The 18,075-nt window shown below is 69.3% G+C and carries 13 protein-coding genes; 7 read left to right on the top strand and 6 right to left on the bottom strand.

Features of this window, described 5'->3' with window-relative positions; translation table 11 throughout:
- The 3 genes from ACIBNA_RS31250 to ACIBNA_RS31240 are packed head-to-tail and all read right to left on the bottom strand — an operon-like array spanning position 1 to position 3,091.
- On the bottom strand, positions 1-831 hold the full coding sequence (locus ACIBNA_RS31250; RefSeq protein WP_399168533.1) for a carbohydrate ABC transporter permease: 831 nt from the start codon (positions 829-831) through the stop codon (positions 1-3).
- Entirely contained in the window at positions 828-1,778 is a 951-nt protein-coding gene (locus ACIBNA_RS31245; protein WP_399168532.1) for a carbohydrate ABC transporter permease, read from the bottom strand. The genes ACIBNA_RS31250 and ACIBNA_RS31245 overlap by 4 nt, the downstream gene beginning before the upstream one ends.
- Complete coding sequence (locus tag ACIBNA_RS31240) at positions 1,778-3,091, bottom strand: ABC transporter substrate-binding protein (RefSeq protein ID WP_399168531.1); 1,314 nt, start codon at positions 3,089-3,091, stop codon at positions 1,778-1,780. Before ACIBNA_RS31240 ends, ACIBNA_RS31245 begins: the two co-directional genes overlap by 1 nt.
- Before the next feature lie 164 nt (positions 3,092-3,255).
- Here ACIBNA_RS31240 and ACIBNA_RS31235 point away from each other — a divergent pair, with 164 nt between their 5' ends.
- From ACIBNA_RS31235 to ACIBNA_RS31210, 6 genes are all read left to right on the top strand, one after another.
- The gene (locus ACIBNA_RS31235; RefSeq protein WP_399168530.1) at positions 3,256-5,625 is read left to right on the top strand and encodes a glycoside hydrolase family 2 protein; all 2,370 of its coding nucleotides are present in this window, start codon (positions 3,256-3,258) and stop codon (positions 5,623-5,625) included.
- A complete protein-coding gene (locus tag ACIBNA_RS31230; RefSeq protein ID WP_399168529.1) occupies positions 5,622-6,659 on the top strand; it encodes a LacI family DNA-binding transcriptional regulator in 1,038 nt (345 codons plus the stop codon). The genes ACIBNA_RS31235 and ACIBNA_RS31230 overlap by 4 nt, the downstream gene beginning before the upstream one ends.
- 100 nt (positions 6,660-6,759) lie before the next feature.
- A complete protein-coding gene (locus tag ACIBNA_RS31225; RefSeq protein WP_399168528.1) occupies positions 6,760-7,977 on the top strand; it encodes a thiolase family protein in 1,218 nt (405 codons plus the stop codon).
- Positions 7,974-10,103: a 3-hydroxyacyl-CoA dehydrogenase NAD-binding domain-containing protein gene (locus ACIBNA_RS31220; protein WP_399168527.1), complete on the top strand. Its 2,130-nt coding sequence runs from the start codon at positions 7,974-7,976 to the stop codon at positions 10,101-10,103. The genes ACIBNA_RS31225 and ACIBNA_RS31220 overlap by 4 nt, the downstream gene beginning before the upstream one ends.
- A gap of 162 nt (positions 10,104-10,265) precedes the next feature.
- The gene (locus tag ACIBNA_RS31215) at positions 10,266-11,717 is read left to right on the top strand and encodes a cellulose binding domain-containing protein (RefSeq protein ID WP_399168525.1); all 1,452 of its coding nucleotides are present in this window, start codon (positions 10,266-10,268) and stop codon (positions 11,715-11,717) included.
- 59 nt (positions 11,718-11,776) lie between these two features.
- A complete protein-coding gene (locus ACIBNA_RS31210; RefSeq protein WP_399168524.1) occupies positions 11,777-13,201 on the top strand; it encodes a polysaccharide deacetylase family protein in 1,425 nt (474 codons plus the stop codon).
- A 66-nt stretch (positions 13,202-13,267) separates the two neighbouring features.
- On the opposite strand, the gene ACIBNA_RS31205 is transcribed toward ACIBNA_RS31210, so the two are convergent.
- The 3 genes from ACIBNA_RS31205 to ACIBNA_RS31195 all read right to left on the bottom strand — a co-directional run bounded on the left by ACIBNA_RS31205 (position 13,268) and on the right by ACIBNA_RS31195 (position 17,533).
- On the bottom strand, positions 13,268-15,034 hold the full coding sequence (locus tag ACIBNA_RS31205) for a glycosyltransferase (protein ID WP_399168523.1): 1,767 nt from the start codon (positions 15,032-15,034) through the stop codon (positions 13,268-13,270).
- Positions 15,031-16,302: a nucleotide sugar dehydrogenase gene (locus tag ACIBNA_RS31200; RefSeq protein ID WP_399168522.1), complete on the bottom strand. Its 1,272-nt coding sequence runs from the start codon at positions 16,300-16,302 to the stop codon at positions 15,031-15,033. The genes ACIBNA_RS31205 and ACIBNA_RS31200 overlap by 4 nt, the downstream gene beginning before the upstream one ends.
- A 211-nt stretch (positions 16,303-16,513) precedes the next feature.
- Positions 16,514-17,533 carry a hypothetical protein gene (locus ACIBNA_RS31195; protein WP_399168521.1) on the bottom strand — a complete coding sequence of 340 codons (1,020 nt, stop codon included), beginning with the start codon at positions 17,531-17,533 and terminating at the stop codon, positions 16,514-16,516.
- Positions 17,534-17,614: 81 nt separating this feature from the next.
- On the opposite strand from ACIBNA_RS31195, the gene ACIBNA_RS31190 reads away from it, so the two are divergent.
- Positions 17,615-17,986: an NTP pyrophosphohydrolase gene (locus ACIBNA_RS31190; protein WP_399168520.1), complete on the top strand. Its 372-nt coding sequence runs from the start codon at positions 17,615-17,617 to the stop codon at positions 17,984-17,986.
- The last annotated feature ends 89 nt before the right edge of the window (positions 17,987-18,075 follow it).

Genomic DNA, 18,075 nt, shown 5'->3' with positions numbered 1-18,075 from the left:
CTACTTCGTGGCACCCCGCGTGAAACCGTTGTAGATGAACCGCTGCAGGAACAGGAAGACGACCAGCGTCGGGACGATGACGAGGATCGCGCCTGCCGAGATGGTCTCCCAGTGGGCTCCGAAGGGGCCCTTGAAGCGGAACAGGGACGTCGAGATCACGCCAAGATCTTCGGAGGGCATGTAGAGGAAGGGGATGTAGAAGTCGTTGTAGACGTTGATCCCCTTCACGATCACGACGGTCGCGATCGCCGGCTTGAGCAGAGGGAAGATGACCTTCCGGTACACCGTGAAGGCGTTGGCGCCGTCGATGCGGGCCGACTCGTCCAGTGAGACGGGGATGGACCGTACGAACTGCAGGAAGATGTAGATCGACACGATGTCCGTGCCCGTGTAGAGCGCGATCGGCGCCCAGAGGCTGTCGAACATCCCGAGGCTGTTGACGATCTGGAAGGTGGCCACCTGGGTGGTCACCCCGGGGACCAGCGCGGCGACCAGGAACAGGGCCAGGACCAGCTTGCGGAAGCGGAACCGGAAGCGGTCGATGACGTACGCCGTCATCGAGCCGATGAGGACCGTGCCCCCGATGGCGACGACCAGGATGACCGCCGTGTTGCCGAACGCCGAGAGCATCCGGCCGTCCTGGAACGCCGTCACGTAGTTGTCGAAGTTGAGCGGGTCGTCGGGCAGCGTGAGGGCGCCGCTGTCGTCCGCCATCTCCCCGGAGGTCTTCAGCGAGGTCAGGAAGACCACGGTGAGCGGCAGGAGCACGACCAGCGTCGCGAGGACCAGGGACAGGTACACGAGGGCACGGGCCACGGCACGGCGCTTCATACGAGGTCCACCTTGTCGTCCGGGACGAGGCGCCGCTGCACCCAGGTCACCGCCAGGATGATCAGCAGCAGTACGACGGCCGCCGCCGAGGCGAGGCCCGTCTTGTTGAACTGGAAGGCCAGCTTCACCGTCTGGATCACGAAGGTCTCGGTGCCGGTCGCGCCGCCGGTCATGATGTACGGGATCTCGAAGACGGACAGCGACCCGGAGACGGACAGGATCACCGACAGGCTCAGCACGGGCCGGATGCCGGGCGCGATGATGTGGCGGAACTGCTGCCAGCGGTTCGCCCCGTCCAGTTCGGCCGCCTCGTACAGCTCCCCCGGGATGGACTGGATCGCGCCGAGGAAGAGGACGAAGTTCAGGCCCAGGTAGCGCCAGACGGAGACGCCCGCGAGGGAGACGTTGGCCGAGGTCGGTGTGCCGAGCCAGGCGCGGTCGCCGTCGTAGCCGATCAGGCCCAGGATCGCGTCGAGGGTGCCGCCGTCCTGGAAGAAGTACAGGAAGACGAAGCCGATCGCGACGCCGTTGATCAGGTACGGGAAGAAGAGCACGCCCTTGAAGAAGTCGCGGAAGCGGACGTTGAAGCTCAGGACCGTGGCGAAGTAGAGGGCTGCGGCGATCTGCACCACGGACGCGGCGAGGTAGTAGCCGCTGACGAAGAACACCTCGAACAGCTCGGGGCGGGTGAAGAGTTCGGCGTAGTTCTCGGCACCCGTGTAGCGCAGCTCGGGGCTGACGCCGTCCCAGTCGGTGAAGCTGTACGCGACCATGTTGACGATCGGCGCGTAGGTGAAGGCGATCAGCAGGACGAGCGGGGCGATCAGGAACAGCCAGGGGGTCACGCCCCGCCACCGCCGCGGCCGGCGCGCGGCGGTGGGCGGTGGCGGCCCGGCGGGCGCGGCCGGCGGCCCCGGCCGCGCCGCCTTCCGGATGGTGTCGGTCATCAGGACCCCAGGTTCTGCTGCGCCTCGGTCCACTTCTCGCCCAGCCCGGTCAGGAAGTCGTCCAGGCTGCCCTTGCGGGCACCGCGGGCGAGGTCGACGAGGTCCTGGCGGTAGTCGGGCTTGTAGATGCCGACCTCGGACTGGTTGTCGATGGACTTGACCTCGGCGCCCTTGGTGTCGTCGATGTCGAGGAGCTTCACACCCGCCTCCTCGTAGGGCCCCAGGACGTCGGGCAGCGGGGCGTCCTTGAGGGGCGAGAGGGCCAGGTTGGCGTCCGCGTAGCCGGACTTGTCGGTGAACCAGTCGATCCAGGCGCGGGCGGCGGCCTTGCGGTCGGAGTTGATGTTGACGGCCTGGCTGTAGTCGGGCGACGTCACCGCGCAGAACGTGCCGTTCTTCTGGGCGGGGAACGGCATGAAGCCGATGTCGGCCGGGTCGGTGCCCGCCTGCTTCGCCGCGTCCTGCATCTGCACGATCGCCCAGGAGCCGAGCCACATCGTGGCGATCTCGCCCTTCGCCAGACGGGGTTTGGACGCCTCCCAGTTGGTGGTCGTCGGGTCCTTCTCGATGAGTCGCTCGTGCACGATGTCGTGGAGCAGCGTGTCACCGACTCGCAGGTCGGCGCCTTCCGCCCAGGGGTTGCCCTCGGCGAGCCTGGTGGTGGCCTGGGTGTCGCAGCCGACCGAGCCCCTGACGTCCGTCCACTGGGTCAGCGGCCACTTGTCCTTGAAGTTGGTGTAGTACGGGACCGCGTCCGTCTTGGACTTGATGGCCTTGAGGTCGTCGAGGAACTCGGCCGGGGTGGTGGGCCAGTCGGTGACGCCGGCCGCGTTCCACACCTTCTTGTTGTAGACGAAGCCCGGGACCACGCCGATCGGGCTCTGCCCGTAGACCTTGCCCTGCACGGTCGAGTAGTCGGTGAAGCGGTACTTCTTGCTGCGCTCGGCCTGGGTGCCGAGGGAGGCGAAGAACTTCGGGTAGTCCTTCTTCTCGATCACGGCCGGGATCATGAGGACGTCGCCGTAGTTCTCCGTGTTCATACGGATCTTGACCTCGCCCTCGTAGTCGGTGAGGCCCTCGAACTCGACCTTCACCTTGGGGTAGGTCTTGTTGAACTCGGCGGCGTACTTCTTCATCGTCCCGTCCTGCACGAGGTCGGTCCGGTGGGTGAGGACGGTGATGGTCCCGTCGACCTTGGCGGGATCGTCGGGCGCCTCGGCATCCGCGCCCTTCGAGGTGCCTCCGGTGCCGGTACAGCCCGAGGCCAGCAGGGCGGCGCCCACGGCGAGGGCGAGGACGGTACGGCGGTTCATGTGCATCAGCTCCGTTCGCGGAGAGGAACTCGGGACGGAAGAGCACGTGCGGTATGGCTGGTTCGGCACTCTGACAGCGCTTTCTCAACCGGTAAAGTCCCATTCCCGCCAACGCTGGGAAGACCTGTACACGACTCTTCACTGGACCGGTTAAGGGAGTGCGCATGCTGGAGGCCACACCGCTCGGCGACGGATGGATCCTGCGGCACGAGTCGGGCCCGCTTCCGGCCTCCGTGCCGGGCTGCGTGCACACCGACCTGATGGCGGCCGGGGTGATCCCGGACCCGTTCCTGGGCCTGGGCGAGTGTGAGGTGGCGTGGGTGGGGCGCCGGGACTGGACGTACGAGCGCGAGCTCACGAGCGCCTCCGCGCAGGAGCAGACCGACCTGGTCTTCGACGGGCTCGACACCGTCGCCGAGATCTCCCTGGACGGGCGGCTGCTGGGCAAGGTGCGGAACATGCACCGCTCGTACCGGTTCGACGTGACGGGACTGTCCGGGCGGCTGGCCGTGCGGTTCGTCTCCGCCTACGCCGAGGCCGAGGCCGTGCGGGGACGGCTGGGCGAGCGGCCCGCCGCCTACGCCGAGCCCTACCAGTACCTGCGCAAGATGGCCTGCTCCTTCGGCTGGGACTGGGGGCCGACCCTGGTGACGGTCGGGATCTGGCGGCCGGTGCGCCTGGAGCACTGGTCGACGGCCCGGATCGCCCGGGTGCGTCCGCTGGTCACCGTCGACGAGGGGGTGGGTGTCGTCGAGTTGGCCGTGGACGTGGAGCGGACCCGGGTCGAGGCGCCGCTCACCCTGGAGGCGGAGGTGGGCGGGGTGCGGGCCCGCGCGGAGGTCGAGGGGGCGGGCGGGGTGGTACGGCTCCGCGTGCCGGACGTGCGGCTGTGGTGGCCGCGTGGCTACGGCGAACAGCCGCTGTACGACGTCGAGTTGCGGCTGCTGCACGGCGACGACGCGCTGGACGTGTGGCGACGGCGGATCGGCTTCAGGACCGTGGAACTGGATCAACGGCCCGACGCGCACGGCACCGGCTTCACCCTCGTCGTCAACGGCGAGCGGCTCTTCGCGCGGGGCGTCAACTGGATCCCCGACGACGTCTTCCCGTCCCGGATCACCCGCGAGCGGTACCGGGAGCGGCTGGAGCAGGCCGCAAGAGCGGGCGTGGACCTCGTACGGATCTGGGGCGGCGGGATCTACGAGAGCGAGGACTTCTACGACGCCTGCGACGAACTCGGGCTGCTGGTCTGGCAGGACTTCCCGTTCGCCTGCGCGGCCTACCCGGAGGAACAGCCGCTGCGCGGTGAGGTGGAGGCCGAGGCGCGGGAGAACGTGGTACGGCTGATGCCGCATCCGTCGCTGGTGCTGTGGAACGGCAACAACGAGAACCTGTGGGGCTTCAGAGACTGGGGCTGGGAGCCGCGGCTGGCGGGGGACTCCTGGGGCGAGGGGTACTACTTGGGCGTACTGCCGCGTGTGGTGGCCGAGTTGGATCCGACACGGCCGTACACGGCGGGAAGTCCCTGGTCCGGGTCATGGGACCGGCATCCCAACGATCCGGCGCACGGCACGCACCACTCCTGGGACGTGTGGAACCGTGAGGACTACGCCGACTACCGGCTGAGCGCGCCCCGGTTCGTCGCCGAGTTCGGCTGGCAGGCGCCGCCCGCGTACGCCACGCTGCGCCGGGCGCTGCCCGGGGAGGAGCTCGCGCCCGACTCCCCCGGCATGCTGCACCACCAGAAGGCCGACGACGGCAACGGGAAGCTGGAGCGGGGGCTGGCACGGCATTTCGCCGTACCGGACGGGGACTTCGACCGCTGGCACTACCTGATGCAGGTCAACCAGGCGCGGGCGGTCGCCGCCGGGATCGAGCACTGGCGCTCGCACTGGCCGGTGTGCGCGGGCACGGTCGTCTGGCAGCTCAACGACTGCTGGCCGGTGACGTCCTGGGCGGCGATCGACGGGGACAGCCGGGAGAAGCCGCTGTACCACGAGCTGAAGCGGCTGTACGCGGACCGGTTGCTGACGCTCCAGGCACGGGACGGCGGGCTGGTGCTGGCCGCCGTCAACCAGGCGGCCGGGGAGTGGACGGCGACGCTGACCCTGCGGCGGATGTCCGTCGAGGGCGAGGTGCTGGGGCAGGTGACCGTGGAGCTGACGGCCGGGGGGCGGAGCGTGGCACGTATGGACGTACAGCACGAGCTGACGCCGGCCGGGCCCAAGGAGTTCCTCGTCGCGGACGCGAGCGGACTGCGGGCGGTGCACTTCCCGGTGCCGGACCGCGAAATCCCCTACCCTGCACCGCAGTTCGATGTCGCCCTCACGCCGGGCGGCATCACCGTCACCGCCCGCACCCTGGTCCGGGACCTGCTGCTCCAGGCCGACCGGCTGGATCCGGGGGCGCGGGCCGACCGGGGGCTGGTCACGCTGCTGCCGGGTGAAGAGGTGACCATCGGGGTGCGCGGCTGGAAGACTCCGGACTCGGAGCGTGCTCGTTCGGCCCTGTACTGCCTGGAGCCCGCCCGATGACGGCAACGCCGACCCCCCGCGTCACCATCAAGGACGTCGCCGCGCGCGCCGGTGTGTCCAAGGGTGCCGTCTCACTCGCGTTCAACCACAAGCCCGGCCTGTCGGAGGCGACCCGGGACCGGATCTTCCGGGCGGCGCGGGAGCTGGGCTGGGCGCCGAACCTCACGGCGCGGACGCTGGCCGGTTCGCGCGTGGACGTGGTGGGGCTCGCGGTGTGCCGGCCGGCGCGGATGCTCGGGCTCGAACCCTGGTACATGGAGTTCGTCTCGGGCGTGGAGAGCGTCCTGGCCGAGCACTCCTGCTCCCTGCTGCTGAGACTCGTACGGAATCTGGACGATGAGGTGGGCGTCCAGGAGTCGTGGTGGCGGGGGCGGCAGATCGGCGGGTCGATCCTCGTCGACTTCCGGGCCGACGATCCCCGGGTGGGCCTGGTGGAGCGGCTCGGGCTGCCGGTGGTCGCCGTGGGGCATCCCTCGCTGACCGGGGGGCTCACCTCCGTGTGGACCGACGACGCCACGGCCGTGACGGAGGCGATGCGGTATCTGGCCGCCCTCGGGCACCGGCGGATCGCCCGGGTGGGCGGGGCGGCGGCCCTCGGGCACACGGCGATCCGGACGGCGGCGTTCGACGAGGCGGCGGGGGCGCTGGCGCTGGCCGGGGCCTGGCAGGTCGCGACCGACTTCTCGGGCGACGCGGGGGCGCGGGCGACACGGTCGCTGCTGACTGCCGCGCCGCCGGACCGGCCGACGGCGATCGTGTACGACAACGACATCATGGCGGTGGCGGGGTTGTCGGTGGCGGCGGAGATGGGGTTGCGGGTGCCGGAGGACGTGTCGCTGCTGGCGTGGGACGACTCGCAGCTGTGCCGGCTGACGCATCCGACCTTGTCGGCGATGAGTCATGACGTGCACGGGTTCGGGGCGGAGGTGGCTCGGACGCTGTTCTCGGTGATCACGGGGAGTGAGGGCGGGTCGCATCCTGTGCCCACTCCTGTGCTGACGCCTCGGGGGTCGACCGCGCCGCCGAAGGTGTGACCTTCACCGCTCGCCATGTCAGGACTGGGCAGCCACGTTACTCATAAGTAGCATGGGATGAGCAAGCGCTCAGCGTCCTGGACCCTGGAGGAGAGCCATCGTGCCTCGTACCGTCAGGGACGTCGTCTTCGTAGACGGCGTCCGCACCCCGTTCGGCAAGGCGGGCCCGAAGGGCATCTACCACGAGACCCGTGCCGACGACCTCGTCGTGAAGGCGATCCGGGAGCTGCTGCGCCGCAACCCCGGTTTCGACCCGAAGAAGATCGACGAGGTCGCCATCGCCGCGACCACGCAGATCGGCGACCAGGGCCTCACCATCGGCCGTACCGCGGGGATCCTCGCCGGCCTGCCGCAGTCCGTACCCGGTTATTCCATCGACCGCATGTGCGCGGGCGCGCTGACGGCCGTGACCACGGTCGCCGGTTCCGTCGCCTTCGGCGCGTACGACATCGCCATCGCCGGCGGTGTCGAGCACATGGGCCGTCACCCCATGGGCGAGGGCGTCGACCCGAACCCGCGGTTCGTGAGCGAGAAGCTGGTCGACGAGTCGGCCCTGTTCATGGGCATGACCGCGGAGAACCTGCACGACCGCTACCCGCAGATCACCAAGCTGCGCGCCGACGAGTACGCCGTGCGCTCCCAGGAGAAGGCCGCCAAGGCGTACGCCAACGGCAAGATCCAGGCCGACCTGGTGCCGATCTCCGTACGCCGCACCAGCCCCGAGGCCGGTGAGACGGGCTGGGGCCTGGTCACCGCCGACGAGCCGATGCGCCCGGGCACGACTCTGGAGAACCTGTCCGGCCTGAAGACCCCGTTCCGTGTGCACGGCCGGGTCACCGCCGGTAACGCGGCCGGTCTGAACGACGGCGCCACCGCCTCGCTCATCGCCTCCGAGGAGTTCGCGCGGGAGAACGACCTCCCCGTGAAGATGCGCCTGGTCTCCTATTCCTTCGCGGGCGTCGAGCCGGAGGTCATGGGCTACGGCCCGATCCCGGCGACGGAGAAGGCGCTGGCCCAGGCGGGCCTGTCCATCTCCGACATCGGCCTGTTCGAGATCAACGAGGCCTTCGCCGTCCAGGTCCTGGCCTTCCTCGACCACTACGGCATCGCCGACGACGACGAGCGCGTCAACCAGTACGGCGGCGCCATCGCCTTCGGCCACCCGCTGGCCTCCTCCGGCGTCCGCCTGATGACGCAGCTGGCCCGCCAGTTCGAGGAGCAGCCGCACGTCCGCTACGGCCTGACCACCATGTGCGTCGGCTTCGGCATGGGCGCGACGGTCATCTGGGAGAACCCGCACTTCGAGGGGGACAAGTGAGCACCACCACCGAGCTTCTGAAGCAGGCTTCCGACCTGTTCCCGGACGAGGTCGTCACGCAGGCGCACGTACGCCACTTCGACCTCCCCGCGGGTGCCGGGCGTTTCGCCCTGATCACCCTCGACAACGGCCTGGACCACACCAAGCCGACCACCTTCGGCCCGGCCTCGCTGGCGAACCTCAACGCCGCGATCGACCAGGTCGAGAAGGAGGCGGCGGACAACGAGATCGTCGGCGTCGGCATCACCGGCAAGCCGTTCATCTTCGCGGTCGGCGCCGACCTCAAGGGCGTGGAGATCCTCAAGGAGTACGAGCACGCGCTCGCCATCGGCAAGGGCGGCCACGAGGTCTTCAAGCGGCTGTCCAAGCTGGCCGTGCCGACCTTCGCGTACTACAACGGCGCCGCGATGGGCGGCGGTGTCGAGGTCGGTCTGCACTGCACCTACCGGACCGTCTCCGCGGCCCTCCCGGCGTTCTCGCTCCCCGAGGTGTTCCTCGGCCTGGTCCCGGGCTGGGGCGGCTGCACCCTGCTGCCGAACCTGATCGGCGCCGACAAGGCCGTCTCGGTGATCATCGAGAACAGCCTCAACCAGAACAAGCAGCTCAAGGGCAAGCAGGTCCACGAGCTCGGGATCGCCGACGCGATCTTCGAGGGCGCGGACTTCCTGGAGCAGTCGCTGATCTGGACCGCCGCCGTCCTCAAGGGCGAGCTGGAGATCGAGCGCCCGGTGATCGACCGCGGCGAGGCCTGGGACCAGGCCGTCGCCAAGGGCCGTTTCATCGCGGACTCCAAGGTGCACGGCGCTGCCCCGGCCGCCTACCGCGCCCTGGACATCATCGCCGCCGCCAAGAACGGCGACCTCCAGCAGGGTTACGACGCCGAGGACAAGGCGCTCGCCGACCTGATCATGGGCGGCGAACTGCGTGCCGGCATCTACGCCTTCAACCTGGTGCAGAAGCGCGGCAAGCGCCCGGCCGGTGCCCCGGACAAGAACCTGGCCCGCCCGGTCACCAAGGTCGGTGTCGTCGGCGCCGGTCTGATGGCCAGCCAGCTCGCGCTGCTGTTCCTGCGCCGCCTGGAGGTGCCGGTCGTGCTGACCGACATCGACCAGGAGCGCGTCGACAAGGGTGTGGGCTACGTCCACGCCGAGATCGACAAGCTGCTCGGCAAGGGCCGTATCAACCAGGACAAGGCCAACCGCCTCAAGGCGCTGGTGACCGGTGTCCTGGACAAGGCCGAGGGCTTCGCGGACGCGGACTTCATCATCGAGGCCGTGTTCGAGGAGATGGGCGTCAAGCAGAAGGTGTTCGCGGAGGTCGAGGCGGTCGCCCCGGCGCACGCGATCCTCGCCACCAACACCTCCTCGCTGTCGGTGTCGGAGATGGCGTCGAAGCTGAAGAACCCCGAGCGGGTCGTCGGCTTCCACTTCTTCAACCCGGTCGCCGTGCTGCCGCTGCTGGAGATCGTCCGCGGCGAGCAGACCGACGACGCCTCCCTGGCCACGGCGTTCGGCGTCGCCAAGAAGCTGAAGAAGACCGCGGTCCTCACCAAGGACGCCCCGGCGTTCGTCGTGAACCGCATCCTGACCCGCTTCATGGGCGAGATCCAGAACGTCATCGACGAGGGCACCCCCGTCGACGTCGCCGAGAAGGCCGTCGAGCCGCTGGGCCTGCCGATGTCGCCGCTGGTCCTGCTGGAGCTGGTCGGCCCGGCGATCGGCCTGCACGTCTCCGAGACGCTCAACAAGGCGTTCCCGGACCGCTTCACGGTCTCCCCGAACCTCAAGGCGGTCGTCGAGGCGGGCAAGCGCGGCTTCTACGTCTACGACAGCGGCAAGCCCGAGCTCGACCCGGAGGTCGCCGCGCTGCTGAAGCAGGGTGACAGCGTCCTGACGGAGGAGCAGGTGCGCGACCGGGTCCTGGACGCGGTGGCGCAGGAGATCGGCATCATGCTCGACGAGGGCGTCGTCGCCGAGGCGCAGGACATCGACCTGTGCCTGATCACGGGCGCCGGCTGGCCGTTCCACCTGGGCGGCATCACGCCGTACCTGGACCGCGAGGGCGTCTCCGAGCGGGTCAACGGCAAGAGGTTCCTGGCGCAGGGCGTGGCGAGCGTCCCCGCGTAACGCGTAACCCCTGAGGGGGGTGGGGCGTACGGTAACGATCCGGACGCCCCACCCCCCTTCCGTATGTCGCCACGGATAGGATCCTCACACAATCCGACCATTGTATACCTGACCCTGACGGTCTCCACGAGAGACCGCCAGGTGTCCTCGAAGGAGTCTTTCGTGGCGTCCTCCCGCCGCCGCCCACCCCGACGCCGGGTGTGGCCCAAGATCAGGCTCCTGCTCCTGGTGGCGGTGGTCGCCGCCGGCGGCACGGCGTTGTATCCCGTGTGGAAGGCGGCGAACCCGGACCCGCCCGAGCTCAAGGTCCGCTACCGGACCGACACTCCGGCCACGGCCTCGGCGGCCAAGCCGTCGTTCGAGGTCTTCAACGACACCGAGAAGGCACTGCCGTTGAGCGATGTGACGCTCCGGTACTACTTCACGGCCGACGGCGCCCCGGGTCCCTCGTCGTACGCCTTCAACTGCGTCAACGCCGCCTTCGGCTGCTCGAACGTCGCAGGCCGGGTCGTCACGATGGACAAGGCCACCGACACCGCCGACCACTATCTGGAAGTCAGGTTCACGGCCGGCGCGGGCAGCCTGAGGCCGGGCGCCAACAGCAAGGGCATCGACCTCCAGCTCTTCCGCACCGACCACAAGCGGCTGAAGCAGTCCGACGACCGCTCCTTCGACGCCCGGATGACGTCCTACAAGGAGGCGGAGAAGGTCACCGCGTACAAGCGGGGCGTCCTCGCCTGGGGTGAGGAGCCGGACGGCACCAAGGCGAGCGACGAGAAGAAGGCCTCGGCGAAGGCCGCCGCGCCCGACCCGGTGCCGGCTCCCCCGGCCGGAGTGCTGTTCGACGACTTCACCTACCAGGGCCCCAAGGACCCGGCCCTGTTCAAGCACGGCTGGCTGGTCCGCACCAGCAAGGGCGGCCCCGGCATCGAGAACACCTGGTCGGCGGGGAACGTCACCTTCCCCACCGCCGAGGGCGCCCTGGCCGACGGCCAGGTGCTCAACCTGCGGGCGAGCACCGACGGCACCAAGGCGGGCACCAGACAAGCGAGTCTGGGCACCCGGAGCAGCGAGTTCCGCGACGGCACGTACGCGGCCCGCATCCACTTCAGCGACGATCCGGCGAAGGGCGAGGGCGGCGACCACGTCAACCAGACCTTCTACACGATCGGCGGCAGCGGCGCGAAGTACAGCGAACTCGACAACGAGTACATGCCGAACGGCGGCTGGGGCCGTCTCGGTCCCAAGCTCGACACCGTGTCCTGGTACGACCACGAGAGCAACGACCGCGTCTACAGGACGACCAACAAGAGCCTCGACGGCTGGCACACCATGATGATCACCGTCGAGGACGACGTCGTCACCTACCGCATGGACGGCGAGAAGCTCTTCTCCAGCGACGGCAAGTACGCCCCGCGCTCCGGGATGTCCGTGAACTTCAACCACTGGTTCGTGGATCTGCCGTTCAAAGGCGACCGCGCGTGGGACATGAAGGTGGACTGGCTCTACTACAACGCGAACGAATCCCTGTCGGTGAAGGAAGTCCGGTCCGCGGTCGAGGACTTCACCGGCGAGGGAATGAACTACTTCGACACGGTTCGGGAGTCCCGGTGAGGAAAAGGCGGTCCAACGCCCACAGGCACGCTGCAGAGGCTGCGGAGAACAAGCCGGTGGTGAGCCGGCGTTCCGCGCTGCTGATGGGTGGCACAGGAGGCGTCGCGATGGCCGGCGGCGGCGCGTGGCTGGGCCAGGTGGTGGCACAGCCCGCCGCCGCGCCGGCCGCCGAGGGAGCCATCGGAGGCCTCACCACGCCTCCTCTCTACGCCCCCTCGGGCCGTCGCCCCAAGTACCGCCGGGCCAGTTGGTCCCAGCAGTTCCAGGCCTCCCACGGCTGGACGCCGGGCGGCGCGGGCACCGCGTCGGCCGAGGCGAACGACAAGTCCGTCTTCGTGCGCGGCACCCAGTCGGTCCGGGTGACCACGAACGGCACCGGCAAGCAGTCGTACGTCCGCAAGACCGGCATGCCCGCGATGAGCATGAGCGGCAAGATGATCCGGCTCGTCTTCCGCGTCGACGACGTCACGAACCTGTCCAAGATGGTCTTCTACCTGGGCAGCGGCTCCCTCGCGAACCACTTCGCCTGGACGTTGCACGCCCACTCCAAGACGGGGGCCAACTACGTCCAGTCCGGGGAGTGGGTGACGGTCCACGTCCAGTGGGCCGACGTCAACGCCGCGGCCGGCACGTACTCCATCGGCGCCGGCGGCAAGCCGTCCACGAAGACCGGCTTCACCGACATGTCGTTCGCCGTGTACGACGACGCGGGCGGCCCGGTGACGTACCGGCTCCAGGCCGTCGAGCTGATACCGGACACCGTCTCGGTCTTCCCCAAGGGCGTCGTCTCCCTCACCTTCGACGACTCCCACAAGTCGATCCACGACCTGGCCCGCCCGGTCATGGACCGCTACGGCTTCCCCGGCACGGTCTACAACATCGCCGACGCCATCGGCACGGGCAGCTTCCTGACGCTGGGCCAGATGCGCTCGATGCAGGACTTCTCCGGCTGGGAGATGGCGGGCCACTCGTACGCGAACGCCGTCCACACGGCGAGCTATCCCAAGCTCACCGCGGAGGAGGCCGACGCCGACTTCCGCAAGCTGCGCGAGTGGCTGGTGTCCAACGGCTTCACCAGCGAGCACTTCGCCTATCCGCACGGCGCGTTCCAGAAGACGACCGACGGTGTCCCGGTCGACCAGATCGCGAGCCGGCACTTCACCACGGCCCGGTCGATCATCTCCGAGACGATCGAGTCGTTCGCCCCGGCGATGCCGTACCGCCTCAAGGCGCTGACCGGCATCAACGACGGCACCGGCATCGGCGGTACGGCGTTGTCGAAGCTCACGGGCGCGGGCGGCCGGCTCGACCGCTGTGTGAACAGCGGCGACTGGCTGATCCTCTGTCTGCACAAGGTCACCGAGGGCGCCCCGACGAAGAGCACCGAGATCGGCAAGGCGGGCCTGGAGACGCTGATGAAGGCGATCGACGACCGGGACATCCCGGTGCTGACGGTCGAGGAGGCGATGGCCTCGTACACCTGAGGCCCCGACACATGGGAGAGGGGCGCCCCCGGCCGCCCCTCTCCCATGCCGTCCGACGGACCCGGCCTACCAGCCGCCGCCCTGCCCGTATCCCTGCCCCTGGCCCTGACCCTGCTGCCAGGACGGGTCCGGGTACGGATATCCACCCTGCTGGGGGTCGTGGCCCTGGCCCGGGTAGGACTGCTGGTACTGGTCGGGGTGGCCGTCGTACCCGCCCTGCCACTGCTGCCGGCCGGCCGGTTCCGGTGTCCCCCAGCTCACGCGCTGCTGCGGGACACCCGCGTGCTGCTCCTCGTCGTATCCCGGGATCGGCTGCGGCTGGGCCGGGATGCCGCCCGCCGGGCGGGGCCGGGTGCGCAGGGCCACGCCCTCCAGACGCATCAGCTGGAGCGTCTCGGTGACCTTCTTGTCGGAGTACGGGTCCTCTTCCTCGAAGATCTCCGTCACCTCGGACTCGTGGTCACCGGCCACGGACACCTCGACACCGCCCTGGCGGGTGCCCCAACTGCCCTTGTGCAGGGTGAACAGGGCGTAGAACCGCAGCGGGGTCAGCAGGGTCAGCTGGATCACGCCGTAGATGGGCGCGAGCAAGAACATGCCGAACCGCTTGACCAAGCCCATGCCCCGGCGCGGGAAGTCGAGGTAGCGCACATTGCGCAGGTAGCCCATCAGCACCATGAAGATCAGGTAGTCGCCGATGTGGCGGACGAACTGCTCGGGCTTGATGATGGGCAGGATGACCATCGAGTAGAACATCGCCGACCCGAAGACCAGCCACAGCGCGAGTTCCATGCAGGTCAGCCAGAAGGCGGGACGGTACTTCTTCTGGTGCCGGAAGGCCCACAGCGACTCGCGGAAGAAGGACTTGTTCCAGCGGACCTGCTGGCGCAGGAAGTGCGGCAGCTTCTCGGGGACGGCGGTGTAACCGACGGCCGTCTCCTGGAAGACGACCTGGCCTTCCATCAGGCAGTAGTTGGTCATGCGGCGGTCGTCGCCGAAGACGGCCGGCTTGCCCAGGAACTGCTGGCCCAGGAAGTCCGGCAGGTACTTGCGCACCAGCGTGCCGCGGTACGCGGAGAGCGCGCCGCAGCAGCACAGGACCGACTTCAGCCGGGAGTAGGCGGCCCGCTCGAAGAGGAACGAGTTGCCGTAGCGCAGGTCCTGGAGGCGGGTGAAGATGTTGCTGTCGTGGTTGAGCGCCAGCACCATGCCGGTGGAGGCCATGATCTTCTCGTCGGCCAGCGGCAGCAGCAGCTCACGCACGGTGTCCCGGGACAGCACGGTGTCCGAGTCGACGCAGAGGAAGATGTCCGAGTACGGGGCGGCCTCGAAGCCCAGCGCCAGCGCCTCGCGTTTGCCCTTGTTCTCGGGCTGGACGCTGACGGTGTACTTGACGCCCTTGGCCTCGAACTCGCGGCGCATCCTCTTCGCCGCGCGGATGCCGGAGTCGTCGGCGCTGGCGTCGTCGATGATGTGGATCTCGTTCGGCAGCCGGCTCTGCGCGAGGAGGCTGCGCATGCCCTGCTCGAACATCACCGGGTCCTCGTTGTAGATCGGGATGACCGCGGTGACCCAGGCGTTCTCCAGGTACTCCAGCTCCTCCCGCCCGGCCTTGGCCGGACGGTAGAAGAGGGCGCCGAACATCTTCAGGGACAGCAGGCCCATGGCACCCATCGAGTACAGGTGCAGCGAACCGGCGTCGAGCCGGGTGGCGATGAGCACGGCCAGGCCCAGGAAGACGAAGTACGAGACCTTCAGGTGCCGCCGCTTGCGGTGCGCGCGACGGCCCCCGGAGTCGACGGCCCCGGGTATGTACGTGTCTTCGGATGTCACAGCTTGACCACCCGCGGGTGATCGGCGGACCTGCCCCGGGTGTCGAAGAGCGCCCGGGCCCGGCCGGCGAGCTCCTCCAGGTCGATCTCACGGTGCGGCTGGAGCAGGATGGTGAGGTCGGCGGCCTCGGCGGCGGCGAGATAGTCACCGGCACGCTCGACGGACACACCGCCGACGCGCCAGTCCTCGACGCGCGGGTCGAAGTAGACGAGTTCGGCACCGCGCGCGAGGAGGTTCTCCGCGACGGCCAGCGCGGGGCTCTCGCGCTGGTCGGAGATGTCCGGCTTGTAGGTCACGCCGAGCAGCAGCACCCGGGACCCGCGCACGGCCTTGCCCTGGTCGTTGAGCAGATCGGCCGCCCGGTTGACGACATGCACGGGCATCCGCTGGTTGATCTCCTGCGCCAGCTCCACGAACCGGAACGGGATGCCCAGCGAACGGACCTTGTACGACAGGTAGTTGGGGTCGATCGGGATGCAGTGCCCGCCGACGCCGGGGCCGGGGTAGAAGGGCGCGAACCCGAACGGCTTCGTCGACGCGCACCGGATGGCATCCCACAGGTCGACGCCGATCTCACGGCAGAACATCGACATCTCGTTGACGAGCGCGATGTTGACGTGCCGATAGGTGTTCTCCAGCAGCTTGGCCATCTCGGCCTCGCGGGTGCCCTTGGCCTCGACGACCCGGTTCACGAAACGCTCGTAGAGGGCGCGGGCGGCCTTGGTGCAGTCGGCCGTGCTGCCGCCGACGACCTTGGGCGTGTTCTCCAGCCCGTAGGCGGCGTTGCCCGGGTCGATGCGCTCCGGGGAGAAGGCGAGGTGGAAGTCGGCGCCGACGCGCAGCCCACCGGCCTCCAGCCGGGGCCTGACGACCTCGTCGGTGGTCCCCGGGTACGTCGTCGACTCCAGCACCACGAGCGTGCCGGCGCGGAGATGGGCGGCGATGTCGTCCACGGCCGCGTGCACCGCGCCGAGGTCCGGAGCACCGTGGTCGGTGAGCGGCGTCGGCACACACACCACGACCGCGGCGGCGTCCGCGATGACCCCGGCCCGGTCGGTGGCCTCGAAGCCCCGCTCCAGCATGCCGCGCACATCGGAGTCGGTGATGTCGTCCACATGCGAACGGCCGGCGTTCAGTCCGTCGACCACCCGTCGGCTGCGGTCGAGACCGACCACCTTCAGGCCCGCTACGGCCGCGGACCTGGCCAACGGCAGCCCCACGTAACCGAGTCCGACAACGACGAGATCCACCGTGGAGGATCTGCTCACGACATCATTCCCCAACCCCCGTTGCCGCGGCCCCGGTCGGACGCAGCGGCAACCGGCCCCCCAGCAAAAATCGAACAATGCAAGGAGGTTAACAAGACCTTCACTTCTTGACCATGTTCACCCGAGGTGCATCTCGTCACGCACACATCCCTACAACCCTTGGCACACTTCGTGTGTCTGGAGCGATGGGAGCCTCAGGAAGAACGGGGTTTCAGATCTCCCGCCAGGCCTCCAGAGCGAGCCCCGGTTCGTCCTTGCGGCGGGTGAGCAGCAGCTTCCCGGTCGACGGGGAGAGGGAGGCCGCGACGACCTCGTCATGCTCGTCGAGCGCCAGCGACACCATGGCGTCGGCGGGCAGTTGGGGACCGGACTCGGTCCACCAGGCCCCCGCGGACTCCTGTTCGGTCGGATAGGCGGCGAAGGCGACCCGGCCACTCGACGACCGCTGGGCGAGCACGGTGCAGTCGTGCCCCTCGATCTCACAGCGCACGGCGGACACGGGCCCCGGCCCGGCGGAGGCGATGAGCGTCACCGGCTTCTCCCCCGGGCGCCAGGCGCACAGGTCGCCGGAGGCGTCCGTGAAGAAGAGGGTGGTGTGCTCGGCGGACGTGGAAAGGGCCCGGAGTGTCCCCTCCCGGACCGCCACATCCACGCCCTCGGTCCGCACCGGCGTCTTTCCGTGTTCCTCCTGCCGCCAGTGCAGGATCCCGCCCGGCACGGACGCGAACACCGCGACCATCCCCGACTCCCCCGTCACGGCGGCCAACTCGCCCTCGACGTCGTGCCCCTCGAGGTCCTGCCAGGGTCCCCAACCGCCCTTCATCTTCTGGTTGCGCAGGCTCACCCCGCCGCCGTTGTTGCGGACGAAGACGTAGGCGCGCCCCGCGGAGTCCACGGCGACGGCCGGCGGGCCCGTCCGGTCGCCCTTCTTGTCAGGGTGGCCGATCGGGATCCAGTCCAGGGGCGCGAGCCGGGGCCGGAAGTGCGTGGAGTGCACGAGCCCCGACTCCCCCGGCACGGTGGGCCGCCAGGCGGCCAGGTGGGCATAACCGTCGGCGCCCTGGCCGACCGCCGGGCCCGGGTGCAGCTTCTGGTGGCCGCCGACGGTTCGGGGGGCGTCGTCCCAGGGGCCGGCCGGGCCGCGTTCCGCCCGGCACAGCACGGCGTCGCCGGAGGGCAGGTAGACGGTGAGGCGGCCGTCGCGGCCGCGGATGAGCCAGTCGCCGTTCACCAGTTCACTTTATGCGGGCCGAGGGGGTCGGCGCGCGGCCCGGCACTGCCTGGCGGCCATCTCCCGTGCGACCCTGACCACATGCACGACACCGCGCCTCTCCTCGTCGTCGTCGACGCCGCGAACGTCGTCGGTTCCGTACCCGACGGATGGTGGCGGGATCGTCGGGGTGCGGCAGAGCGGTTGCGGGACCGGTTGGCGTCGGACGGGGTGCCGGGGATGGCCGGGCCGGTGGAGATCGTGCTCGTGGTGGAGGGAGCGGCGCGGGGGGTGGAGTCCGTGGCCGGGGTGCGAGTGGAGTCGGCGATAGGCAGCGGGGACGACCACATCGTCGAGGTGGTCGCGGGGGCGGGTGCGCGTCCCGTACTGGTCGTCACGGCGGACCGGGAGCTACGGAGGCGGGTCGGGGAGCTGGGAGCGGAAGTGGCGGGGCCGCGCACGGTACGTCCCTAGGGTCTGTCGTTTGGATCAGGTCGCAGGGAAGCGACTGTTCTGCTCGGTGCCGGCGAGCGGGGTCTGGTGCGTGCCTCTGCAAGGCGGAG

This window comes from Streptomyces sp. NPDC050164 (genome assembly GCF_044459945.1).
Lineage (GTDB): Bacteria > Actinomycetota > Actinomycetes > Streptomycetales > Streptomycetaceae > Streptomyces > Streptomyces coeruleorubidus_A.
The sequence above is the reverse complement of the archived record's forward strand: the minus strand, read 5'-3'. Positions and strand labels throughout refer to the sequence as shown.